Origin of the sequence: Streptomyces sp. CG4, from assembly GCF_041080655.1 — a bacterium.
Classification (GTDB): domain Bacteria; phylum Actinomycetota; class Actinomycetes; order Streptomycetales; family Streptomycetaceae; genus Streptomyces.
This window is the reverse complement of sequence record NZ_CP163525.1, coordinates 1200705-1221969: the sequence shown is the minus strand read 5'-3', so window position 1 is coordinate 1221969 and position 21265 is coordinate 1200705. Positions and strand designations below refer to the sequence as shown.

Sequence of the window (21265 nt, the reverse complement as noted above, 5' to 3'; positions counted from 1 at the left end):
ATGACCGAATACGTGAACTACGCGACGGGCGAGCCGGTCGTCGACACCAAGGCCCCGGCCGGCCCGGTCGGCGAGCGCTGGGACAAGCGCCGCTTCGAGGCCAAGCTGGTCAACCCCGCCAACCGGCGCAAGCACACGGTCATCGTCGTCGGCACCGGCCTCGCGGGCGGCTCCGCGGGCGCCACCCTCGCCGAACAGGGCTACCACGTCGTCCAGTTCTGCTACCAGGACTCCCCGCGCCGCGCCCACTCCATCGCCGCGCAGGGCGGCATCAACGCGGCGAAGAACTACCGCAACGACGGCGACTCGATCCACCGGCTGTTCTACGACACCGTCAAGGGCGGCGACTTCCGCGCCCGCGAGTCCAACGTCCACCGGCTCGCGCAGATCTCGGTGGAGATCATCGACCAGTGCGTGGCCCAGGGCGTGCCCTTCGCCCGCGAGTACGGCGGACTGCTCGACACCCGCTCCTTCGGCGGCGTACAGGTCTCGCGCACGTTCTACGCCCGTGGCCAGACGGGGCAGCAACTGCTCCTCGGCGCCTACCAGGCCCTCAGCAGGCAGATCGCCGCGGGCAACGTGGAGATGCACCCGCGCACCGAGATGCTCGACCTGATCGTCGTGGCCGGGCGGGCCCGCGGGATCGTGGCCCGCGACCTGATCACGGGCCGTATCGACACCTACTTCGCGGACGCCGTCGTCCTCGCCAGCGGCGGCTACGGAAACGTCTTCTATCTGTCGACCAACGCCATGAACTCCAACGCGACCGCCGTCTGGCGGGCGCACCGGCGCGGCGCCTACTTCGCCAACCCCTGCTTCACCCAGATCCATCCGACCTGCATCCCGCGCACCGGCGACCATCAGTCCAAGCTGACGCTGATGAGCGAGTCGCTGCGCAACGACGGCCGGATCTGGGTGCCGAAGGCCAAGGGCGACACCCGCCCGCCCCACCGGATCCCCGAGGACGAGCGCGACTACTACCTGGAGCGCATCTATCCGTCCTTCGGCAACCTGGTCCCGCGCGACATCGCCTCCCGCGCCGCGAAGAACGTCTGCGACGAGGGCAGGGGCGTCGGTCCCGGCGGGCAGGGCGTCTACCTCGACTTCGCCGACGCCATCCAGCGGATGGGCCGCAAGGCCGTCGAGGCCAAGTACGGCAACCTCTTCGACATGTACCAGCGGATCACCGACGAGGATCCGTACGAGGTGCCGATGCGGATCTACCCGGCCGTGCACTACACGATGGGCGGCCTGTGGGTCGACTACGACCTGCAGACCACCGTCCCCGGCCTGTTCGCGATCGGCGAGGCCAACTTCTCCGACCACGGCGCCAACCGGCTCGGCGCCTCCGCGCTGATGCAGGGCCTCGCCGACGGCTACTTCGTGCTGCCGGCCACCATCAACGACTACCTGGCCCGCAACCCCCACCAGGAGCCGGTCACCCCCGAACACCCCGCCGTACAGGAGGTGCTGGCCGAGACCGAGGACCGGCTCAATCTGCTCCTCACGGTGGACGGCGACCGCACCCCGGACTCCTTCCACCGTGAACTCGGCGAGCTGATGTGGGAGTTCTGCGGAATGGCCCGCACCGACTCCGGCCTGCGCAAGGCCCTGGAGCGCATCCCGCAGATCCGCGAGGAGTTCTGGCGGCGCATCAAGGTGCCCGGCACCGGCGAGGAGTTCAACCAGTCGCTGGAGAAGGCCAACCGGATCGTCGACTATCTGGAGCTGGCCGAGCTGATGTGTCTCGACGCACTGCACCGCGCCGAGTCCTGCGGCGGCCACTTCCGCGAGGAGTCCCAGACCCCGGACGGCGAAGCCGCCCGCAGGGACGACGCGTTCGGCTACGCGGCCGCCTGGGAGTTCACCGGTACGAGCACCGCTCCCGTCCTGCACAAGGAAGACCTGGTCTTCGAGTACGTCCACCCCACTCAGCGGAGCTACGCATGAAGCTCACCCTGCGCGTCTGGCGGCAGAAGAACGCCGACGCCGACGGCGCCATGTCCACGTACGAGGTGGACGGCATCTCGTCCGACATGTCCTTCCTGGAGATGCTGGACGTCCTCAACGAGCAGCTCATCCTCGCCGGCGAGGACCCCGTGGCCTTCGACCACGACTGCCGCGAGGGCATCTGCGGCGCGTGCTCGCTCGTCATCAACGGCGACGCGCACGGACCGGAGCGCACCACCACCTGCCAGCTGCACATGCGGTCCTTCGAGGACGGCGACACGATCGACATCGAGCCGTGGCGGGCGGCCGCCTTCCCGGTGATCAAGGATCTGGTCGTCGACCGGTCCGCGTTCGACCGGATCATCCAGGCCGGCGGCTACGTCACCGCGCCGACCGGCTCCGCGCCGGAGGCCCACGCCACGCCTGTGCCGAAGGCCGACGCCGACTTCGCGTTCGAGCACGCGGAGTGCATCGGCTGCGGGGCGTGCGTGGCCGCGTGTCCCAACGGCGCCGCGATGCTGTTCACCTCCGCCAAGGTCAACCACCTGAACGTGCTGCCGCAGGGGGCGCCCGAGCGGGAGACGCGGGTGCTGGACATGGTGGCGCAGATGGACACGGAGGGCTTCGGCGGCTGCACGCTGACGGGCGAGTGCGCCACGGCCTGCCCGAAGGGGATTCCGCTGGTGTCCATCACCAGCATGAACAGGGAGTGGCTGCGGGCCACCCGGAAGGTGGGGAAGCGGTAGCGCTCACGGCGAAGCGGTAGCGCCCCACGGAGAGTGAGACGTTCGTCGCACAGACGAACGGGCGGGGCCGGGAGCGGTGCTCTTCCCGGCCCCGTCTGGCTTTCCCGTGATCGCCGGGACCCCGGCGTTCAACATTCCCACATCCGCTCTCCGGGCACAGGTCACGCGCTCGCCAACCGGCGTCGGAAGAACAGGAGCAGCAGGCCGTACGCGCGGCCCGCGCCGTCGCCGAACCGGCCCGTGACCAGGAGAGAGCCATGACCGGCGTTTCCACCCTAGACCGCCCCCCGCAGCCCGTGGCACCGACCCGCTACACGGTCACCCTCGCCCGTGACGAGGACGACGTGCGCGCCGCACAACGGCTGCGGCACGACGTCTTCGCCGGGGAGATGGGGGCCCTGCTGGCCACCCCGCAGCCGGGCCTCGACGTCGACGCCTTCGACGCCTACTGCGACCACCTGCTGGTGCGCGACACGGTCACCGGCCAGGTCGTCGGCACCTACCGGCTCCTTCCCCCGGAGCGGGCCTCGGTCGCCGGACGGCTCTACTCCGAGGGCGAGTTCGAGCTTGCCGCCCTCGACGGGATCCGGCCCTCGCTGGTCGAGGTCGGCCGCTCCTGCGTGCACCCCGACCACCGCGACGGCGCCGTCATCAGCCTGATCTGGGCCGGCATCGCCCGCTACATGGTCGACCGTGGCCACGAGTGGCTGGCGGGCTGCTGCTCGGTGCCGCTGGCCGACGGCGGCACCCTCGCGACGGCCACCTGGGAGCGGGTGCGCGCCAAGCACCTGGCACCCGAGGAGTACCGGGTACGGCCGCTGCTGCCGTGGACCCCGAACGCCGAGGCCCCCGCCGGCCACACCGACCTTCCGGCCCTGCTCCGCGGCTACCTCCGCCTCGGTGCCTGGGTGTGCGGCGAGCCCGCGCACGACCCGGACTTCGGGGTCGCCGACCTGTACGTGCTGCTGTCGATGCGCCGGGTCAACGCGCGCTATCTGCGGCACTTCCTCTCCCTCGTGCCGGCCTGATGAGCGTCTGGCTGCCCACCGCGCCCTGCACCCCGGGCGCCTGTGTGGAGCCCGCCCCGGCCGCCGTGGCCGTACCCCGGGCCGTGCTGCGGCTCACCGCGGTCGTCGTCCTGGTGCTGGCCGGAGTCACGCTGATGCCGCTCGGCGGGAGGATCCCCGCCGAGTGGGTCAGGCGGTGGTGCCGGGCGATCGTGCGGGCCATCGGGGTCCGGGTCCGGATCACCGGCACCGCCGCACCGGCCGGCGGGCTGCTGCTGGTCGCCAACCATGTCTCGTGGCTGGACATCCCGCTGCTGACCGCCGTACGCCCGGCCCGCATGCTCGCCAAGACGGAGATCCGGCAGTGGCCGGTGGCGGGCGCGCTGGCCGCGCGCGGCGGGGCCCTGTTCATCGAGCGGGACCGGCTGCGCGCCCTGCCCGAGACGGTCGCCCGGATCGCCGGGGCGCTGCGCCAGGGCGCGGCCGTGGCCGCGTTCCCGGAGGGCAGCACCTGGTGCGGGCGGGCCCACGGCCGCTTCCGTCGGGCCGTCTTCCAGGCCGCGCTCGACGCGGGGGCGCCCGTGCAGCCGGTGCGGCTCCGCTACACACAGGAGGGCGGCACGGCCGGCACGGCCGCCGCGTTCGTCGGCGAGGACACCCTGCTCGCCTCCCTGTGGCGGGTGGCCCGCACCCGGGGCCTGATCGCGGAGGTGGAGATACGGCCGGTGATCACGCCGGGCACCCATCCCGACCGCCGCGGCCTCGCAGCCGCGGCCCAGCCGGTCGTCTCCGAGCCCGACTGGACCCACACGGCCCTGGTCACCGGCGCTCAGGACCGCCCCCGAAGGGGCGCGGGGCCGTCTCTCATATCCGGCTACCGCCGCGCGGGCGCGACCAGCCACGACGTCGCCGCGGACGACCGACGGCACATCGTGGCACTCTCCCCTCAGGGCAACACCCGCGCCAGATAAGGACCCGTCGCACTGCCCGCCGCCGAGGCGACCCGCTCCGGCGGGCCGGCCGCCACGATCCGGCCGCCCCGGTCACCCCCGCCGGGGCCCAGGTCGACCACCCAGTCGGCGCCCGCGACCACCGTCATGTCGTGCTCCACCACCACGACCGTGTGCCCGGCGTCCACCAGCCCGTGCAGCCGCTCCATCAGCAGCTCCACGTCGGCCGGGTGCAGCCCGGTCGTCGGCTCGTCCAGCAGATACAGGGTGTGGCCGCGCCGGCCGCGCTGCAATTCGCTCGCCAGCTTGATCCGCTGGGCCTCCCCGCCGGACAGCTCGGTCGCCGGCTGCCCGAGCCGCAGATAGCCGAGACCCACGTCGAGCAGGGCGCCAAGGCTCCGGGCGGCGGCCGGGATGTCGCCGAAGAACTCCGCCGCAGCCTCCACCGTCAGATCGAGCACCTCGGCGATGTTCCGCTCCCGGTACGTCACCTGGAGCGTCTCGGGGTGATAGCGGGCGCCGCCGCAGTCCGGGCAGGGCGCGTAGGTGCTCGGCAGGAACAGCAGCTCGACGCTGACGAACCCCTCGCCCTGACACGTCTCGCAGCGCCCTCCGGCCACGTTGAAGGAGAACCGGCCGACCCCGTACCCGCGGGCCCGCGCCTCCTCGGTGCCGGCGAACACCTTGCGGACGACGTCGAACAGGCCCGTGTAGGTGGCCAGGTTGGAGCGCGGGGTGCGCCCGATCGGCCGCTGGTCGACCCGGACAAGACGGTCGACGCCCTCGACGTCCTCACTCAACTCGCCGATCAGCGTGGACTTCCCGGAGCCGGAGACCCCGGTGACGGCGGTGAACGCGCCGAGCGGGAACTCCGCCGTCACCGCGCGCAGGTTGTGCCGGGTCACCGGACCCACCGTCAACCAGCCACGCGGCTGTCGGACTTCACGCGCCGGGCCCGGCGACTCGTCGAAGAGGAACGCGGCCGTCGCCGACTCCGCCACCGACGCCAGCTCGGCCGGCGGGCCGCTGTACAGCACGCGCCCGCCGTGCTCGCCCGCGCCGGGCCCGACGTCCACCAGCCAGTCGGCGCCGCGCACCACCTCCAGGTGATGCTCGACCACGAACACCGAGTTGCCCGCGGCCTTCAGCCGCGCCAGCACGGTCATCAGCGCCTCGGTGTCCGCCGGGTGCAGTCCGGCGGACGGCTCGTCCAGCACGTACACCACGCCGAACAGCCCGGAACGCAACTGCGTGGCGAGCCGCAGCCGTTGCAGCTCACCCGCGGACAGGGTGGGCGTCGGCCGGTCCAGGCTCAGATAGCCGAGGCCCAGCTCGGCCACGGGCGCGATCCGGGACTTCAGGTCCTCGGTCAGCACCCGGGCGGCTTCGTCCCTGCCGTCGAGCAGTGTGGCGAGGTCGGTCAGCGGCAGCGCGGCCAGCTCGGCGATGGTCCGGCCGCCGAAGGTCACCGCGAGCGCCTCGGGCCGCAGCCGGCTGCCCCCGCACACCGGGCAGGGCGCGCTGGTCAGGAACCGCTCCGCCTTCGCCCGCAGCGAGGCCGACTTGGTGTCCGAGAACGTCTTGAGCACATACCGGCGGGCGCTCATGTACGTGCCCTGGTACGGCCGTTGGATACGGTCCGCGTCCCGGACGGGGTGGACGGTGACCACCGGCTGCTCGTCCGTGAACAGGATCCACTCCCGCGCCCCGGCGGGCAGCTCGCGCCAGGGCCGGTCCACGTCGTGGCCGAGCGTGTCGAGGATGTCCCGCAGGTTCTTGCCCTGCCAGGCGCCCGGCCAGGCGGCGATGGCGCCCTCCCGGATGGACAGCCCGGGATCCGGGACCAGCAACTCCTCGGTGGTGCCGTGCACTTGACCCAGCCCGTGGCACTCCGGGCAGGCCCCGGCCGCCGTGTTCGGCGAGAACGCGTCGGATTCGAGCCGCTGGGCGCCCGGCGGATACTCCCCGGCGCGCGAGAACAGCATGCGCAGGGAGTTGGAGAGGTTGGTGACCGTGCCCACCGAGGAGCGGGAGGTGGGGGCCGAGCGGCGCTGCTGCAGCGAGACCGCCGGCGGCAGCCCGGTGATCTCGCCGACCTTCGGCGCCCCGACCTGGTGGATCAGCCTGCGCGCATACGGCGCCACGGACTCGAAGTACCGCCGCTGCGCCTCGGCGAAGATCGTGCCGAACGCCAGGGACGACTTCCCCGAGCCGGACACACCGGTGAACACGGCCAGGACGTCGCGGGGGATGTCGACGTCGACGCCTTTGAGATTGTGTTCGCGGGCGCCGCGGACGCGGATGTACTGGTCAGGAGGGCTGTGCATAGGCGCACAACTCTAGCCGCGCCCGTGCGCCGCTACTGTGGAGGGTTGTCCTGGCGATTCTGGTCGATGAACTCGTCCGTCTTCTGCTGCGCGGTATCCACCTGGGAGCGGTACGTGCCCTGGGTCCGCTCGTCGATCGCGTCGCCCGCCTTGTCGACGCCCGTCTTGGCCTGGTCCTCGTGGCCCCTGAGCATCTGCTTGAGCTTGTCCATCACGGACATCGCAGCCCTCCTCATCACTTGAGGCTTCCCCTCCCAGGGTCACCGTCCCCGGCCGCGTTCGCATCTCGGGCCTCAGCGGTCCGGGGCGACCGGCGCTCGCCGGCGCCACTCGTCGGCGCCGTAATGGGGGCGGCGAGCATCGCCATGGATGCGCCTGCGGGGCAAACCGTCGGTGCCCGTGGAAACGTCCGGTCGGTCCGCGTGGTCCTCGGCCCGTTCCCGCTCGGCGGAGGTCTCAGCGGAGGTCTCAGGGGATGGCGGTGCGTGCCCGGCGGGCACGCTTCGGCTTCGTGCCGGCGGAAGCCGCGGCGAGCAGGCGTTCCGCCCGTGCGGCGGCTTCGGCGGCCTCGCGTTCGCCCATGAGCACGCAGAGTGTGTAGGCGATGTCGTCGTACTGACGACGGCGGAGTGGATTCGCCGGACTCCGCAGGAGGCGGGCCTGGGCGATCCGGTAGGCGCGCAGCGCCGTGGCGGCGGTTCTGAGGTCGGGCGTCAGCATCTGCGTCTCCGTTCTCCCGCGCCGGGCCGGATCCATCCGGATCGGTGATGCCGGTGGGCCGCGAGGGGGCGGTTCATGCGCCTTCCACGCCTTCCATGGTGCGCGCCGGAGCCCGGACGGGCGACTCGTCCGTTCAGGTGAGGTCGTCCAGGCGCTGTTGTGCCGTGCGCAGGGAGCGCCGGCAGCGGCTCAGCCCCTTCCACGGGTCGCCGTACTTGTCGAGACGCTCGGGCAGGGTGCGCAGTGTCCACCGGCGCGCGCCCAGGTCCGGGTCGTCGAGCTCGTCCCAGTCCAGCGGGGTGGCGACCGGAGCGTGCGGGCGGGCCCGTACGGCGTACGGGGCGACCGAGGTCTGGGCGTAGGCATTGCGCTGGGTGTCCAGGTAGAGGCGGCCCCGGCGCTTGTTCTTGCGCGGCTCGGTCGTCAGCCAGTCGCTGTGCCGCGCGGCGAGCAGGTCAGCGACGCGCCGCGCGAAACGCCGTGCGGTGTCGAAGTCCGTGCGCCGGTCGAGCAGGACCAGCAGATGCATGCCCCGCGATCCGGTCGTCATCAGCGCGGGGCGCAGCCCGAGTTCGGTGAGCAGATCACCCAGAGCGCGGGCGCTCCACCGTACGGTCGCGAAGCCGTTCTCCTCGCCCTCGGGAGGGTCGAGGTCGAAGACCAACCGGTCGGGGCAGTCCAGGCAGTTCGCGATGCTCAGCCACGGATGCGGCGTGATGCAGGCCTGGTTGGCCAGATAGGCGAGGGTGGCCGTGTCGTCACACACCGCCATGGTGAGCCGGCCGCCCTCCTTGGGCACCTCGACGGTGCGGATCCAGTCGGGGAAGTAGTCCGGAACGTCCTTGTGGAAGAACGACTTTCCCCGGTACCCGTCGGGGTACCGCTCCATCACCAGCGGCCGGTCCTTCAGATGCGTGAGCATCGGGCGCGCGACGGAGCGGTAGTAGTCGACCAGTTCGGCCTTGGTGATCCCGTCGTCCGGAAACAGCTCCTTGTCCGGGTTGGACAACGACACCCGTCGGCCGCCGACCCGGATCTCGTCCTTCGTCCTGGCCTTGGCGGTCATGACGGCGTTCTCACCACCGGTACCAGCGGTGCCTGACTCCACCGACGCCCGCACCGCGGAACAGGAAGCCCAGCAGCCACACGACGAACACCGCCACAGCGATCCACCAGAGAATCTTCACCGCGAAGCCGACGCCGAAGAGCAACAGCGCGAGCAGCAGGACCAGCAGGATGGGAAGCATGATCTGCACCTCCTGCCGTCCGAGTTTCCCGGAACGCGCGGATCAGACCTCCCTCCGGAAGACCGGTCCGCCCGTTCCGGGAGCGGGCGTGTACAGGAGGCCTCCCTGGGTACCGGGACGGCGGGGGCGCAGCCGCTGATCCAGGAGGAGCCGTGACGGGCACCGAACGGGGTGGGGGCACCGAGCGCACCGGGCGCGACGAGACCGCGGAGGAGCGCGCCGACCGCAGATGGGGAGAGCTGATCCAGGAGGTCCGCGTCGCCCAGACCGGCGTGCAGGTCCTCTTCGGCTTCCTGCTCACCGTCGTGTTCACACCGAGGTTCGCGCAGCTGGACCGGACGGACCGGACGATCTACATCGTGACCATCGTCCTCGGCGCCGCGGCGACCGGGGCCCTGATCGGCCCGGTGTCCGTGCACCGGCTCGTCGCCGGACGACGTGTGAAACCGCAGGCGGTCGTGTGGGCCGCCCGGCTGACCCTGGTCGGCCTGGTCCTGCTGCTCGCCACGATGACCTCCGCGCTCCTGCTCGTCCTCAGAGTCGCGACCCACGGCAGCTATGTGCTCTGGCTGGTCGCCGCGGTGCTGGCCTGGTACCTGCTGTGCTGGTTCGCCTGGCCCCTGTGGACGCGGCACCGGCACACGACCAGGTGAGCGCGGGAGGATGCCATGGAACTGGTCGAGGAGCGGCCCTACCGCTTCCGCATCGAACGACAGGGGGACATGCGGGTGCCGGGCCTGGTGTTCGCCTCCCGGCAGCTGCTGAAGGACGCCGAGAAATCACTGGAGCAGGTGGTCCACGTGGCAACGCTGCCCGGCATCGTCGGCGCCTCGTACGCCATGCCGGACATCCACTGGGGCTACGGCTTCCCGATCGGAGGCGTGGCGGCGACCGACGTGGACGAGGGCGGCGTGGTCTCGCCCGGCGGGGTCGGCTTCGACATCTCCTGCGGGGTACGGCTGCTGGCCGCCGACTGTGACCGCGAGGAGCTGTGGCCCGCCCTGCGCGCGGTCATGGACGGCCTGGACAAGGCCATCCCGCGTGGGGCCGGCCCCGGCGGGGTGTGGCGGCTGGACGGGCCCCGTCAGCTGGAGCGGATCCTTGAGGGCGGGTCCCGCTACGCGGTGGAGCAGGGGCACGGTGAGGAGCGCGACCTGATCCGCTGCGAGGACGGCGGGGCGGTCGCCGACGCGGACGTGACCCAGGTCGGGCGGCGAGCGCGCGAGCGCGGCCTCGGACAGGTTGGCAGCCTCGGCTCCGCCAACCACTTCCTGGAGGTGCAGCAGGTCGCCCGTGTCTACGACGAGCGGGCCGCGGCCGCGTTCGGGCTGGCCGAGGGCCAGGTGTGCGTGATGATCCACTGCGGGTCGCGCGGCCTCGGACACCAGATCTGCACCGATCACGTGCGCGAGATGGGCCACGCCATGACCCGCTACGGCATCACGGTGCCGGACCGGCAGCTGGCCTGCACACCCGTGGACTCGCCCGAAGGGCGCGCGTACCTCGGCGCGATGGCCGCGGCCGCCAACTACGGACGCGCCAACCGCCAGCTGCTCACCCACGCGGCACGCCGGGTCTTCGACCGGGCCGCGGGAGTCCGGCTGTCGCTGGTCTACGACGTCTCCCACAACCTCGCCAAGATCGAGACCCATCCCGTGGACGGCACACACCGCCGGCTGTGCGTCCACCGCAAGGGCGCCACCCGCGCCTTCCCGCCCGGCCATCCCGAGCTGCCCGGCGATCTGAGCGGGGTAGGGCAGCCGGTGCTGATCCCCGGCACCATGGGCACGGCCTCGTACGTCCTGGCCGGAGTGCCCGGCGGGGGCGCCTTCGCCTCCACCTGCCACGGCGCGGGCCGCACGATGAGCCGCCACGAGGCGGTGCGCACCATCACCGACAGCCAACTACGGGCCAGACTCGAACGGGACGGCATCGCGGCGCGCCCGCTGTCCTGGCGCGGCCTGCCCGAGGAGGCGCCGGAAGCCTACAAGGACGTCGACGCGGTGGTCGCCGTCGCCGAGGAGGCGGGGCTGTGCGGCAGGGTGGCCCGGCTGGTTCCGCTCGGCGTGGTCAAGGGGTGAGACGGGGACGTGGTCACGAGGCGACGCGGGGACGTGGTGAAGAGGCGACGCGGGGACCTTTGACCGGCCTTGGCGTCACCGCTCACACGTCACCTCACCGGCCCGGCGCCACCGCTCATACGTCGACGGTCACCCCGCAGGACCAGCCGTACGGGTTGGGCCCGATGTGCAGCCGATGCCATGAAACGCCTTTGGGCGGGGCGCCGGTGATCTCCACCGTGTCGAGGCCGGCGACCGCCAGCCGTATGCCGAGACCGTCGCCGACCGCCTCCGCCTCCACGTCGACGGGCACCTCACCGCGCACTTCCAGGCGGTAGACCACCTCGTCCAGGAGGGACGCCAGCAGCTCCTCGTCGCTCGCTTCGGGCAGGTCCAGGCGTTCCACGGCGGTCGGCCGTACCCCGGAGAGGTCGGCGAAGCACTCCACCAGCCCCAGGACCGCCTCCGCGAGGCACCGCTCACGGCTCGGTCCCCATGCCTCGATCCCCACGTCGGCCGTGTGGGGCACCGCCCGATGGCCGGCGGTGCCCTGCCGCCGCGCCAGCACTTCGTCGCCCGTGTCGCCGACCATGCCCACCAAGTGCCCATTTCGGAGACCCGCACACCGCCTCGGCGGAGTACAGGAGTACAGGTGGCCGAGTCGGCCTACCGGTTCGGCCGCGCGGCGCTGATGTCGGCGAGTGCCGAGTGGGGATCCCGTTCGACGGCCAGGTCACCCAGGCTGAGCGCCCCGACCAGCCGGTCGTCGTCGACGACGGGCAGCCGCCGCAGGGTGTGCTCCCGCATCAGGCGAACGGCCTCCTCGACCGGGGCCTGGGACGAACAGGTGACCATGTCCCTGCTGCACACCTGCCCGACCACCGTCAGCTTGGGGTCACGCTCGTCGGCGAAGGCCCGGACCACCAGATCGCGGTCCGTCACCAGACCACAGACGTGGTCGCCCTCCGTGACGATGACATCGCCGATGCCGTTCTGCCGCATGAGCCGCGCCACTTCGGTGAGGGGCGTCTTCTCGGGCACCGTCACCGGATCCCGCGTCATGATCTCCCGCACGTACTGAGTCATGGCCACCCACCTCTTCCGCCGCGCGCGACGAGCGCCGACGCAGCCTCGCGCACCCACCGGGTACCCGTGCACACGACCGCGACGCCCGTCGGCTCGGAGCGCACCACGTCGCACGCAGCGGCCGCCCGCTCCGCTGGCCGTGAGCCCTCGCCGGCGCGGCACAGAGCGGTGACGCCGAGCACTGCCCCGGCCGGCGACGGCGGGTATCAGGCCCGGGTGCCCGGCCCCATCATCGGGCCGACCGTGGTACGGCGGTGTGCCCTGCGCGGACGCGGGCTCCTGCGATGGTGTGCCCCTCCACTCACCATGGCCAGGCCCAGGCAGAAGATGAGGGCCAGTGCGAGACCGGAGCAGAAGAGGCCGAGCGGGCTGAGCGTGGCGATGTGGTGGCCGAGGACCGACACGCCGTACTGCGGACCACCGGACAGGTTGCCGGCGATCGCCAGGGCCGTGAAGGCGCCCGTGGCCACGAGGAGAAGCAGTCCGAGGATCAGCATCCGATTCATCCCCTCAAGAAGACGTCTTGTGCGTACGAGTACCTGCGACACGGCGGATTACACAGCGTCCGCTTCGTCCCGCAGCAGCGGAGCGCCGGCGCCGGCGATCTCGGCGGCCTGGTCGTGGGCCTTGTGGAGCGTCATGTCGGGTTCCCACCCTTCCCGGGCCCCTCCCGTACGACCTTGTGCGGCCTTGTCGCTCCGCAGTCCGACGAACCGGGGATGGCGCAGCTTGCCGTCGTCCGTCCACTCCGTGAACCCGATCTCGGCGACGAGCCGCGGCTCGGTCCCATGGGCGCCGCGCTCCCGCGGGGCGCTGCCCGCGAAGGGGGAGCGGCCGCGTTCCAGGCGGTCCATCCGCGCGCGCAGCGCGTCGAGCGTCTCGCGGTCGTAACCGGTACCGACCTTGCCCGCGTAGACGAGGCGTCGCCCCTCGTAGTAACCGACCAGCAACGCGCCGAAGCCGGTGCGGCTGCCCGTGGGCTCGGTGAATCCGCCGATCACCAGTTCCTGCCGCCGCCCGCACTTGAACTTCAGCCACTTCGTCGAGCGCCGGTGCTCGCAGCGGCTGTCGGCGAGCTTGGCGATGACGCCCTCCCAGCCTCGCTCGCACGCCTGGCGCAGGTACGCCTCGCCGTCGGCATTGCGGTGCGGGGTGAAGCGCAGCGGCGGGGCGAAGTCCAGGGCGCGGCGCACCAGTGCCTTGCGGGTGCGCAGGGGCAGGGCGGTCAGATCGTGGCCGGCCAGGTACAGCACGTCGAACACGTAGTACGTCACCGCCACTCGGCTGGCGCGCGCCCGGCGCGGGTCGTGGATCCCGATGCGCTGCTGCAGCCGCGCGAAGCTGGTCCGCGAGCCCTCGAAGGCCACGACCTCGCCGTCCACCACGAAGTCGGCGCAGCGCTGACGGCCGAGTGCGTCGGTGATCTCGGGATAGGTGTCCGTGAGCGGCCGGCAGGTACGGGAGAACAGCTCCGTCCGGGCGCCGTCACGGACACCCAGACACCGCTCCCCGTCCAGCTTGCGCTCGAATATCCACTCCGAATCCGAGAAGTAACGCTCCGTCAGTGTCGCCGGCATCGGCCTGGGACTCTCGGGCCGAGCCGCTCGCCGCAGTGCCGTGCGCTCCTCGTCGGGCACACCCTCGAACAGATCCGTCACAGACGGGGAGACGGGCATCCACATCCACCTCGATCCACCGCGACAACCGTTCTCCGGGCCCCCAACGACCGCGCTTCGCCCTACGGGTTCCCGCTCCACGCGCGCACAAGCAGCACCACGCCACGCCCGACCGCCCGGTCCACAGGTCCGACGCGCGGTGTCCGGCGGCGTCACGGTTCCGCCGGCCGGGAGACCAACGATCCACGGAACTGCCGTGTTGTGCCTGCGCGTTCTCCTTCTCGGCCACCCGAGAATCCGTCTGCCGGACGCTCGTACGTCACGGTGTCCACGACGTCCCCCGCCACTCCTCCGGGCCACCCCCATGCCACTCGATCACCGGCGACTCGGCGACATCCAGCTCATCCACACCCTCCAGCCCGGCCCGCCGCAAGAACGCCGCCACATCGTGCAGGCCGAACGCCGTGCCGAGCGTCACGCCGTCGACCTGGACACGCCGGCCACCACACTCGGACGGCGGGAACACGATCACATGACGCTCGGCCATGACCCACCCCTCACCTGGACGAGCACGGGTACGGGCATGGCCCCAGCCTCACCCGGGCTGCGGACGGGTGCACGTCCGGCTACTCCACGGCAGGGTCCTCCTGAGCGTGCCGCACCGCCGCCTTGACCGCCCGCTCGATCTCCTCCGGGCTTGCCCCGGTCGCTGCGGCGTGGGCGGCGATCGCCGCCTGGACCGCCTCCATGGCCGCACGCCAGCGGCGCCACTGCTCGTCGTACTCGTCGCCGGCCAGACCCGCCAGCTTCGCCCGCTCCGCTTCGGCGCAACACTCCAGCTTGATCAGTTCATCGGGGAAGTCTGCCACGACCGGATCATAAGAGGACATCTCGCTCGGCGCACGAGCTGAGTACATGTACGAGCTCAGTACACGTACCAGCTGAGTACACGTGCGCAGGCGCTCCTGCGCGCCTCACGACACCGTCTAAGGTGACCCCGTGACCGACAGCGACAAGCGGCCGCTCGCCGTGTTCGATCTCGACAACACCCTGGCCGACACCGGGCATCGCCAGCACTTCCTGGAGGCCCGGCCGAGGAACTGGGCCGGGTTCTTCGCCGCCGCGCCCGCGGACCCGCCCCTCGCCGAGGGGGTCGCGCTGGCCGTGCGGAGCGCCCGGGAGTGCGAGGTCGTCTATCTCACCGGCCGCCCCGAGCGGTGCCGGCGCGACACGGTGGAATGGCTCGCGGCCCAGGGGCTGCCCGAGGGCCGTGTGCACATGCGGGGCAACGCCGACCGCAGGCCCGCGCGGTTCACCAAGCTGGAGATCCTGCGCCGGCTCGCTCAGGACCGCGAGATACGTTTCCTCGTGGACGACGACGAGCTGGTCTGCGGCGACGCCGAGCGCGCCGGGTTCACCGTCGTCCGGGCCCGCTGGGCCGCGCGGTCCGAGGCGCTGCTGGAGGCCCAGGAGCGGGAGGGCCGCACCTGAGGCGAGAAGGGGCCGGCTGTCATCCGGTCTCGTCCTCGATGCGGAAGCCCACCTTCAGACCCACCTGGTAGTGCTCGATCCGTCCGTTCTCGATCTGTCCGCGGACCTGGGTCACTTCGAACCAGTCCAGATTGCGCAGGGTCTGGTCGGCGCGCGCGATGCCGTTCCGGATGGCCTGGTCGATGCCCTCGTGCGAGGTGCCGACGATCTCGGTCACCCGGTAGGTGTGATTCGACATGAGGTGCTCCTCTCGTGTCACGCCACCCTCCACCGTGCCCCATCCCGGTCCGGCTCGCCCCTTGACCCTCCGTATTGGTCCATACCAAAATCCAGCACACCTGTACGAGCATCCCGCTCGTCCCCCCACGTCGGCCCCCCAGCCCTGTCCGCACCCTTTGCCAGACAGAACAGGAACCACCGAGGACTTCGAGCGCACCCACCAGGGTCTGCGCCTCGCCGTCCGCATCCAGGACTGGACCGGCATCGTCGGCAAGGTCCGCAAGGCGCTCGCGGACGACTCCGGCGACGGACCCGATGTCATCGAGGTCGGCAACACCCAGGTGCCGCTGTACGCGGACGGCGGCCGGCTCGCCGACCTCACACTGGAGTCGATGCGGGACTGGGGCAAAGACCGGTGGCTGCCCGGCCTCGCCGAGCCCGGCAAGGACGGAAACGCCCCGTACGGCATCCCCTGGTACGCGGCGAACCGCGTCGTGATCTACCGCAAGGACCTGTTCGAGGCGGCCGGCATCACCCGCCCGCCGAGGACCCGCGAGGAGTGGCTGGCGGATACCGAGCGGCTCAACTCCGCAGGCAACCAGGGTATTTATCTCGCCGGCCAGTACTGGTACACCCTCTCGGGGTTCATCTGGGACGAGGGCGGCGACCTGGCCCGGCAGCAGGACTACCAGTGGACGGGCGCCCTCGACACCCCGGCCGCACCGCGCGGCATGGCCTTCTACCGGCGGCTGCAGGCGCTGGGCCGGGGCCCGGTGGGCGCCGACGAGGAACACCCGCCCCAGGCCGGGGTGTTCGCGGGCGGCAAGGTGGCGCAGATCGTGGCCGTACCGGGGCTCGCCCAGGCGATCGTGCGGCAGAATCCGGACCTGAAGGGCAAGCTGGGATTCTTTCCGGTGCCCGGGTAGACCGCCGCACGGCCCGGCACCGTGTTCACCGGCGGCTCCGACCTCGTCGTCCCGGGCCACACCAGGGACCAGTTCGCGGCGACCGCCGTCGTCGGGGCGCTCGCCGGCGCCACGTGGGACACCGAACTGGCCCACACCATGAACTACGTGCCCAACAAGACCACGCTGGCGAGCGCGGTCGCGGGTGAGGAGGGGGTCGCCGCCATGGCCGCGGGCGCGGCGCACGGCCGGGCGACCCCCAGTACCCCTCAGTGGGCGGACGTCGAGGCCGACAACCCGGTCAAGGAGTACATGACCCGGGTGCTGAACGGAGCGGATCCGCAGGCGGAGGCCCGCCGGGCCTCCGCCAAGATCACCGAGGAACTCGCGCCGGACGTCTGAGTCAGCGCACCACGCTCAGCGACAGCGCGAAGCGGCCCTCCGTGTCCGTCCACCAGTGGGTCAACTCCAGCTCTGCGGCGGCCAGTTCCGCGGTCACTCCGTCCCTGCGGAACTTTGCCGACACCTCCGTGCACAGCTCCTCGCCCGCCGCGAAGTCCACGGCGAGGTCCAGCGCGGGCACCTTCACGGTCTGCGCGACACGCGAGCGCAGCCGCATCTCGATCCACTCCCGCTCGGCGTCCCACAGTGCCACGTGGTCGAAGGCGTCCGGGTCGAAGTCGGCGCCCAGTTCGCGGTCGACGACGGCCAGTACGTTCTTGTTGAACGCGGCCGTCACCCCGGCCGCGTCGTCGTACGCCCGGACCAGCACCCGCTCGTCCTTGACGAGGTCCGTGCCGAGCAGCAGCCCGTCGCCCGGCAGGAGCAGCGAGCGCACGGAGGACAGGAACTTCGCGCGCTCGTCGGGCAGCAGGTTGCCGATCGTGCCGCCGAGGAACGCCACCAGCCGCGGCCCGGGAGTGGAGGGCAGGGTGAGCGGAGCCGTGAAGTCGGCGATCAGGGCGTGGACTTCGAGGTCCGGGTGGTCCTGGACGAGCGCCTGCCCGGCCTGGGTCAGGGCGCTCTCGCTGACGTCGACCGGGACGTACGCCGTGGGCGCGAGCGCGTCGAGGAGATGACGGGTCTTCTCCGAGGAGCCCGAGCCGAGCTCGATCAGCGTACGGGCGCCGCTCGCCGCGGCGATCTCGCCGGACCGGGTGGCCAGGATCTCCCGCTCGGCACGGGTGGGGTAGTACTCGGGCAGCTCGGTGATCTGCTCGAACAGCTCGCTGCCGCGCGCGTCGTAGAACCACTTCGGCGGCAGCCACTTGGGCTGGTCGGTGAGGCCGTTCAGGACGTCGGCGCGCAGCGCGGCGTCCGTCGCGTCCTCGGGGAGAGTGCGGGTGACAAGAAGGGGGCTCACGTACAGGGCTCCTTCGATGGTGCGGATGCCGGTTCCTCCAGCGGGGCGAGCAGCACGCCGGCGCGGCTCGCGGTGAGCAGGGTGCGGTCGGGGACCTCCTGCCAGAGCTGGTCGTCGTCGTAGGGCTCGGAGGCGACGACCGTGCTCCGGCCGGGCTCCGTGCGGTACCAGAGGCTGTCGCCCCAGGCGGTGGCGGCGATCGTGGTGCCGTCCGTCAGCAGCAGGTTGAGCCGGGAGGCCGGGGCCGCCGCCGTCAGGCGGAGAACCGTCTCGCCAAGAGCTTGCTCCAACTCGTCGCCGGCCCGCAGCCGGTGCAGGACCAGGGCCCAGACGAACGCCGAGTCGGTACGGGCCTCCAGCGACAGCAGCTCGACCGGGGGCAGCTCGGACACCAGCGGGGCCGCCGAGTCGGGCCAGCCCGCGACGGCGCCGTTGTGGCTGAACAGCCACCGCCCGGACGCGAAGGGCGCCGCGGCAGCCTCGCCGTCCGCGCCGGCGAGCGTCGCGTCCCGTACGGCGGCGAGTACGGCGCCGGAGCGCACCACCCGGGCCAGGTCGGCGAAGGACAGGTCGGCCCAGATCGGCCCGGCCCGCCGGTAGCGCGCCGGGACCGGGTCGTCAGGGACGTACCAACCGACCCCGAAACCATCGGCGTTGACGGTCCCGTAGCGCTGCCGCCGGGGCGCGTACGACTGGCGCAGCAGGCTGTGCTCGGGCTCCACGAGGAGCCGGCCGAGCGGCTCCTCGGGCCCCAGATAGGCCAGATGGCGGCACATCAGACGACCTCCGAGCGGGCGGTGCGGAACCCGGAGAAGATCTGCCGCCGGATCGGATAGTCCCAGTTGCGGAACGTACCCCGGCAGGCCACCGGGTCCACGGCGAACGAACCGCCGCGCAGCACCTTGTGGTCGGAGCCGAAGAACACCTCCGAGTACTCCTTGTACGGGAAGGCCGTGAAGCCCGGGTACGGCAGGAAGTCGCTCGCCGTCCACTCCCAGACGTCCCCGATCAACTGCCGTACACCGAGCGGGGATTCACCGGCGGGGTAGCTCCCGGCGGGGGCGGGCCCCAGGTGCCGCTGGCCCAGGTTGGCGTGTTCCGGCGCCGGGTCCGCGTCGCCCCACGGGTAGCGCGTCGAGCGGCCGGAGGCCGGGTCGTGCCGGGCGGCCTTCTCCCACTCCGTCTCGGTGGGCAGCCGGCGCCCGGCCCAGCGGGCGTAGGCGTCCGCCTCGTACCAGCACACGTGCAGCACCGGCTCGTCGGGCGGGACCGCCTCGGTGACCCCGAAGCGCCGCCGCAGCCAGCGGTCGCCGTCCCGGCGCCAGAACTGCGGCGCCGTGATCGAGTGCCGCTTGATGTGCGTCCAGCCCTCCGGCGTCCACCAGCGCTCGGTGTCGTAGCCGCCGTCCTCGATGAACGCCTGGTACGCCGCGTTCGTCACCGGAGTCGTGTCGATCCAGAACGGCGCCACCTCCCGGACGTGCGCCGGGCGTTCGTTGTCCAGCGCCCACGGCTCGGTCGAGGTGCCCATGGTGAACGGGCCGCCGGGGACCAGGACTTCGGCCGGTCCGGTGAACGGCGGGGCCGGCTCCGGATCCGGGGCGGTCAGGGCCTGCGGGCCCTTTCTCAGCTGATGGGTGATCAGCATGGTCTCGTCGTGCTGCTGTTCGTGCTGGGCGATCATCCCGAAGGCGAAGCCCGCCTCGGTCAGCCGGGTGCCGTGGAAGTCCGCGCCCGCGAGCAGGTCCATGACCCGCCCGCGCACCTCGGCCGCGTAGTGGCGGGCCTCGGCGGGCGCCAGCAGCGGCAGCGAGGGCCGCTCGGCCCGCGGATGCTCGAAGGCGTCGTACAGGGTGTCGATCTCGGGCCGCATCGCGTCCCGGCCCCCGACCGCCCGGAGCAGCCACAGCTCCTCCTGGTTGCCGATGTGCGCGAGGTCCCACACCAGCGGGGACATCAGCGGCGAGTGCTGGGCGGTGAGGTCCGGGTCCTCGACGCAGCTGGTCAGCAGCGTGGTGCGGGCACGGGCGGCGGTCAGCGACGCGAGCGCGCGCTCGCGCAGCGCCTCGGTGTCCACCTCCTTCGGCTCTGTCGGCTTTTTCGTCGCCGTCGTCGCGGTGTCGGTCTCGGGGGCGGTCATGTACGGACGTCCTTCCTCCCGTGGGCGGTGGGGGTGCCCCCGGTACGGCCGGGCCGGGCCGACGGCGGTTCGCTGCCGTGCAGCCGGTCCAGCAGGTCGTCGGCCGGGCAGCGGCCCCGGTCGACATAGCGGTCCCGGTACGCGGCCACCGCCTCGGTCACCTCGGCGGTGGCGCCGAGCCGGGGCAGAGCCTCCAGCGCCGCCGCGAAGCACACGGCGGCGACCTCGCGCAGCTCCGGGTCGGCGAGCCCGCGGCGGGCCGCGTCGGTCCACAGGGGGTTGTGCGGGGCGGGCAGGTTCAGGGCCCGCTCCGCGAGCGGTTTCACGCTCCGGTACGCGGTCTCGGCGGCCTGTGGATCGTCGAACAGTGCCGCCGTCACCGCGAGCGGCACGATCCAGCCGTCGTCGCCGGGCTGCGCGTCGATCATGCGCAGCTCCAGGTGGCCGCGCGGCCGGACCGGCGGGAACAGGGTGGTGAGGTGATACTTCAGGTCCGCGCGGGTGGGCGGCCGGGGCGACCGGGAACGGGTCCACTCCCGGAACGTGAGCCCCTCCGGCACGTCCCACGGCCCGCTGTCCCGCCGTACGCACATCACCGGCGAGTCCAGCACATGCCGGGCCCAGGCGGCCCGTGGCTCGCCGTCCAGCGGAGGAGCGCCCGCGCGGCCGGCGCCGATCTCCGTCCACATCAGCTGCCGGGTGGACTGCCAGCCCGTGGGCTCGTGCCCGAGCAGCGGGGAGTTGGCGAACGCGGCCACCAGGACCGCCCCCAGCTGATGGGCCAGCCACCAGCGGCGCGCATGTCCGAGCGGACCGGGTTCCTCGTGGCCCGCGTCCACGCACACCTGCACGGACGCGGAGGCGCACATCATGTGCCGGCCCGCCGGACCGGTGCGGTCCAGGCACGTCTCCATCGCGTCGTAGCGCGGCTCGTGCAGGAATCTGCGGGGCGTGTGCCAGGGGTCCTGGCCGAAGCCGACCAGACCGAGACCCTCCGCGGCGACGATGGCGCGGACGGTGTCCAGGTCGGCGGAGATCGTGCCTATGCACTCCATCAGGGAGGCGGAAGGCGGCGAACTCAGCTCCAGCTGGCCGCCGGGCTCGACGGTGAGCGGCGAGCGCAGGGGCACGGCCCGCAGTGCCGCGTAGACCGTCTCGAGTCGTTCGGGTGTCACGGGGAGCTGCGGAGTCTGCAGCTCATGGATGAGCCACTCCAGTTCGACACCGAGCGCGCGGGGCGGCCCCGTCTTGAAGCAGATGCCCCGGACCAGGGCCTCCACCTCGGCTTCGGTGACGGCGGTGCGGTGGTCCGTACAGTCGCCACCGTCACTCTGTGAATCGGACATGTCGGGATCCTCCTGAGATTCCACCATGCCGGCGGCCCGGATCGATCGTCGGGCCGGCCAGACATCCGTTACACCCAAGACCCTCGAGCCGA

Annotated in this window: 23 protein-coding genes and 1 pseudogene; 8 read left to right on the top strand and 16 right to left on the bottom strand. The window is 72.0% G+C overall.

Annotated features, from left to right (window positions below):
• From AB5L52_RS05645 to AB5L52_RS05630, 4 genes are all read left to right on the top strand, one after another.
• Window positions 1-1950: a fumarate reductase/succinate dehydrogenase flavoprotein subunit gene (locus AB5L52_RS05645; RefSeq protein ID WP_351568383.1), complete on the top strand. Its 1950-nt coding sequence runs from the start codon at window positions 1-3 to the stop codon at window positions 1948-1950.
• The gene (locus tag AB5L52_RS05640; protein ID WP_369362820.1) at window positions 1947-2696 is read left to right on the top strand and encodes a succinate dehydrogenase/fumarate reductase iron-sulfur subunit; all 750 of its coding nucleotides are present in this window, start codon (window positions 1947-1949) and stop codon (window positions 2694-2696) included. The genes AB5L52_RS05645 and AB5L52_RS05640 overlap by 4 nt, the downstream gene beginning before the upstream one ends.
• Before the next feature lie 257 nt (window positions 2697-2953).
• Window positions 2954-3724: a GNAT family N-acyltransferase gene (locus AB5L52_RS05635; RefSeq protein ID WP_351022608.1), complete on the top strand. Its 771-nt coding sequence runs from the start codon at window positions 2954-2956 to the stop codon at window positions 3722-3724.
• Window positions 3724-4674, top strand: coding sequence for a lysophospholipid acyltransferase family protein (locus AB5L52_RS05630; protein WP_369362819.1), 951 nt, complete (start codon window positions 3724-3726; stop codon window positions 4672-4674). Before AB5L52_RS05635 ends, AB5L52_RS05630 begins: the two co-directional genes overlap by 1 nt.
• Here the strand turns inward: AB5L52_RS05630 and AB5L52_RS05625 are convergent.
• The 5 genes from AB5L52_RS05625 to AB5L52_RS05605 all read right to left on the bottom strand — a co-directional run bounded on the left by AB5L52_RS05625 (window position 4650) and on the right by AB5L52_RS05605 (window position 8947).
• A complete protein-coding gene (locus tag AB5L52_RS05625; RefSeq protein WP_369362818.1) occupies window positions 4650-6980 on the bottom strand; it encodes an ABC transporter in 2331 nt (776 codons plus the stop codon). The genes AB5L52_RS05630 and AB5L52_RS05625 overlap by 25 nt on opposite strands.
• Before the next feature lie 32 nt (window positions 6981-7012).
• Window positions 7013-7201 (bottom strand): antitoxin, encoded by a 189-nt coding sequence (locus tag AB5L52_RS05620; protein ID WP_351022600.1) that lies wholly within the window; start codon window positions 7199-7201, stop codon window positions 7013-7015.
• A 247-nt stretch (window positions 7202-7448) separates the two neighbouring features.
• A complete protein-coding gene (locus AB5L52_RS05615) occupies window positions 7449-7700 on the bottom strand; it encodes a DUF5133 domain-containing protein (protein ID WP_369362817.1) in 252 nt (83 codons plus the stop codon).
• Between the two features lie 133 nt (window positions 7701-7833).
• Window positions 7834-8766, bottom strand: coding sequence for a non-homologous end-joining DNA ligase (gene ligD, locus AB5L52_RS05610; RefSeq protein ID WP_369362816.1), 933 nt, complete (start codon window positions 8764-8766; stop codon window positions 7834-7836).
• Between the two features lie 10 nt (window positions 8767-8776).
• Window positions 8777-8947 (bottom strand): hydrophobic protein, encoded by a 171-nt coding sequence (locus tag AB5L52_RS05605; protein ID WP_351022594.1) that lies wholly within the window; start codon window positions 8945-8947, stop codon window positions 8777-8779.
• 152 nt (window positions 8948-9099) lie between these two features.
• Between AB5L52_RS05605 and AB5L52_RS05600 the strand changes: the two genes are divergently transcribed.
• Window positions 9100-9600, top strand: coding sequence for a DUF6328 family protein (locus AB5L52_RS05600; RefSeq protein WP_351022591.1), 501 nt, complete (start codon window positions 9100-9102; stop codon window positions 9598-9600).
• A 15-nt stretch (window positions 9601-9615) separates the two neighbouring features.
• A complete protein-coding gene (locus AB5L52_RS05595; RefSeq protein ID WP_369362815.1) occupies window positions 9616-11028 on the top strand; it encodes an RtcB family protein in 1413 nt (470 codons plus the stop codon).
• Between the two features lie 115 nt (window positions 11029-11143).
• Here the strand turns inward: AB5L52_RS05595 and AB5L52_RS05590 are convergent, their stop codons facing one another.
• The 6 genes from AB5L52_RS05590 to AB5L52_RS05565 form a co-directional block, all read right to left on the bottom strand.
• Complete coding sequence (locus tag AB5L52_RS05590; RefSeq protein ID WP_351022586.1) at window positions 11144-11599, bottom strand: archease; 456 nt, start codon at window positions 11597-11599, stop codon at window positions 11144-11146.
• A gap of 74 nt (window positions 11600-11673) precedes the next feature.
• Entirely contained in the window at window positions 11674-12093 is a 420-nt protein-coding gene (locus AB5L52_RS05585) for a CBS domain-containing protein (protein ID WP_369362814.1), read from the bottom strand.
• A gap of 206 nt (window positions 12094-12299) precedes the next feature.
• Window positions 12300-12590 (bottom strand): hypothetical protein, encoded by a 291-nt coding sequence (locus AB5L52_RS05580; protein WP_351022580.1) that lies wholly within the window; start codon window positions 12588-12590, stop codon window positions 12300-12302.
• 57 nt (window positions 12591-12647) lie between these two features.
• Window positions 12648-13769 (bottom strand): non-homologous end-joining DNA ligase, encoded by a 1122-nt coding sequence (gene ligD / locus AB5L52_RS05575; RefSeq protein ID WP_369362813.1) that lies wholly within the window; start codon window positions 13767-13769, stop codon window positions 12648-12650.
• A 259-nt stretch (window positions 13770-14028) separates the two neighbouring features.
• Window positions 14029-14256, bottom strand: coding sequence for a hypothetical protein (locus tag AB5L52_RS05570; RefSeq protein ID WP_351022576.1), 228 nt, complete (start codon window positions 14254-14256; stop codon window positions 14029-14031).
• A gap of 79 nt (window positions 14257-14335) precedes the next feature.
• Window positions 14336-14578 (bottom strand): hypothetical protein, encoded by a 243-nt coding sequence (locus AB5L52_RS05565; protein WP_351022573.1) that lies wholly within the window; start codon window positions 14576-14578, stop codon window positions 14336-14338.
• 130 nt (window positions 14579-14708) lie between these two features.
• On the opposite strand from AB5L52_RS05565, the gene AB5L52_RS05560 reads away from it, so the two are divergent.
• Window positions 14709-15200: a hypothetical protein gene (locus AB5L52_RS05560; protein ID WP_351022570.1), complete on the top strand. Its 492-nt coding sequence runs from the start codon at window positions 14709-14711 to the stop codon at window positions 15198-15200.
• A gap of 19 nt (window positions 15201-15219) precedes the next feature.
• On the opposite strand, the gene AB5L52_RS05555 is transcribed toward AB5L52_RS05560, so the two are convergent.
• Window positions 15220-15438, bottom strand: coding sequence for a dodecin (locus tag AB5L52_RS05555; protein ID WP_351022568.1), 219 nt, complete (start codon window positions 15436-15438; stop codon window positions 15220-15222).
• A 178-nt stretch (window positions 15439-15616) separates the two neighbouring features.
• Here AB5L52_RS05555 and AB5L52_RS05550 point away from each other — a divergent pair.
• Window positions 15617-16726: pseudogene (locus AB5L52_RS05550) on the top strand (extracellular solute-binding protein); the annotation flags it as partial.
• A gap of 1 nt (window position 16727) precedes the next feature.
• Here the strand turns inward: AB5L52_RS05550 and egtD are convergent.
• From egtD to egtA, 4 genes are read right to left on the bottom strand one after another with little or no spacing between them, the layout of a single operon-like run.
• Window positions 16728-17687 (bottom strand): L-histidine N(alpha)-methyltransferase, encoded by a 960-nt coding sequence (gene egtD / locus AB5L52_RS05545; RefSeq protein ID WP_351022562.1) that lies wholly within the window; start codon window positions 17685-17687, stop codon window positions 16728-16730.
• Window positions 17684-18463: an ergothioneine biosynthesis protein EgtC gene (gene egtC, locus AB5L52_RS05540; RefSeq protein WP_369362812.1), complete on the bottom strand. Its 780-nt coding sequence runs from the start codon at window positions 18461-18463 to the stop codon at window positions 17684-17686. Before egtC ends, egtD begins: the two co-directional genes overlap by 4 nt.
• Complete coding sequence (gene egtB / locus AB5L52_RS05535; protein ID WP_369362811.1) at window positions 18463-19827, bottom strand: ergothioneine biosynthesis protein EgtB; 1365 nt, start codon at window positions 19825-19827, stop codon at window positions 18463-18465. The genes egtC and egtB overlap by 1 nt, the downstream gene beginning before the upstream one ends.
• Window positions 19824-21173, bottom strand: a complete 1350-nt coding sequence (gene egtA / locus AB5L52_RS05530) for an ergothioneine biosynthesis glutamate--cysteine ligase EgtA (protein ID WP_369362810.1) — start codon at window positions 21171-21173, stop codon at window positions 19824-19826. Before egtA ends, egtB begins: the two co-directional genes overlap by 4 nt.
• Between the last annotated feature and the right edge of the window lie 92 nt (window positions 21174-21265).

Coding starts and splice junctions, on each gene's coding strand:
- AB5L52_RS05645 (WP_351568383.1), top strand. CDS start 1: ATGACCGAATACGTGAACTACGCGACGGGCGAGCCGGTCGTCGACACC.
- AB5L52_RS05640 (WP_369362820.1), top strand. CDS start 1,947: ATGAAGCTCACCCTGCGCGTCTGGCGGCAGAAGAACGCCGACGCCGAC.
- AB5L52_RS05635 (WP_351022608.1), top strand. CDS start 2,954: ATGACCGGCGTTTCCACCCTAGACCGCCCCCCGCAGCCCGTGGCACCG.
- AB5L52_RS05630 (WP_369362819.1), top strand. CDS start 3,724: ATGAGCGTCTGGCTGCCCACCGCGCCCTGCACCCCGGGCGCCTGTGTG.
- AB5L52_RS05625 (WP_369362818.1), bottom strand. CDS start 6,980: ATGCACAGCCCTCCTGACCAGTACATCCGCGTCCGCGGCGCCCGCGAA.
- AB5L52_RS05620 (WP_351022600.1), bottom strand. CDS start 7,201: ATGTCCGTGATGGACAAGCTCAAGCAGATGCTCAGGGGCCACGAGGAC.
- AB5L52_RS05615 (WP_369362817.1), bottom strand. CDS start 7,700: ATGCTGACGCCCGACCTCAGAACCGCCGCCACGGCGCTGCGCGCCTAC.
- ligD (WP_369362816.1), bottom strand. CDS start 8,766: ATGACCGCCAAGGCCAGGACGAAGGACGAGATCCGGGTCGGCGGCCGA.
- AB5L52_RS05605 (WP_351022594.1), bottom strand. CDS start 8,947: ATGCTTCCCATCCTGCTGGTCCTGCTGCTCGCGCTGTTGCTCTTCGGC.
- AB5L52_RS05595 (WP_369362815.1), top strand. CDS start 9,616: ATGGAACTGGTCGAGGAGCGGCCCTACCGCTTCCGCATCGAACGACAG.
- AB5L52_RS05590 (WP_351022586.1), bottom strand. CDS start 11,599: ATGGTCGGCGACACGGGCGACGAAGTGCTGGCGCGGCGGCAGGGCACC.
- AB5L52_RS05585 (WP_369362814.1), bottom strand. CDS start 12,093: ATGACTCAGTACGTGCGGGAGATCATGACGCGGGATCCGGTGACGGTG.
- AB5L52_RS05580 (WP_351022580.1), bottom strand. CDS start 12,590: ATGCTGATCCTCGGACTGCTTCTCCTCGTGGCCACGGGCGCCTTCACG.
- ligD (WP_369362813.1), bottom strand. CDS start 13,769: ATGCCCGTCTCCCCGTCTGTGACGGATCTGTTCGAGGGTGTGCCCGAC.
- AB5L52_RS05570 (WP_351022576.1), bottom strand. CDS start 14,256: ATGGCCGAGCGTCATGTGATCGTGTTCCCGCCGTCCGAGTGTGGTGGC.
- AB5L52_RS05555 (WP_351022568.1), bottom strand. CDS start 15,438: ATGTCGAATCACACCTACCGGGTGACCGAGATCGTCGGCACCTCGCAC.
- egtC (WP_369362812.1), bottom strand. CDS start 18,463: ATGTGCCGCCATCTGGCCTATCTGGGGCCCGAGGAGCCGCTCGGCCGG.
- egtB (WP_369362811.1), bottom strand. CDS start 19,827: ATGACCGCCCCCGAGACCGACACCGCGACGACGGCGACGAAAAAGCCG.
- egtA (WP_369362810.1), bottom strand. CDS start 21,173: ATGTCCGATTCACAGAGTGACGGTGGCGACTGTACGGACCACCGCACC.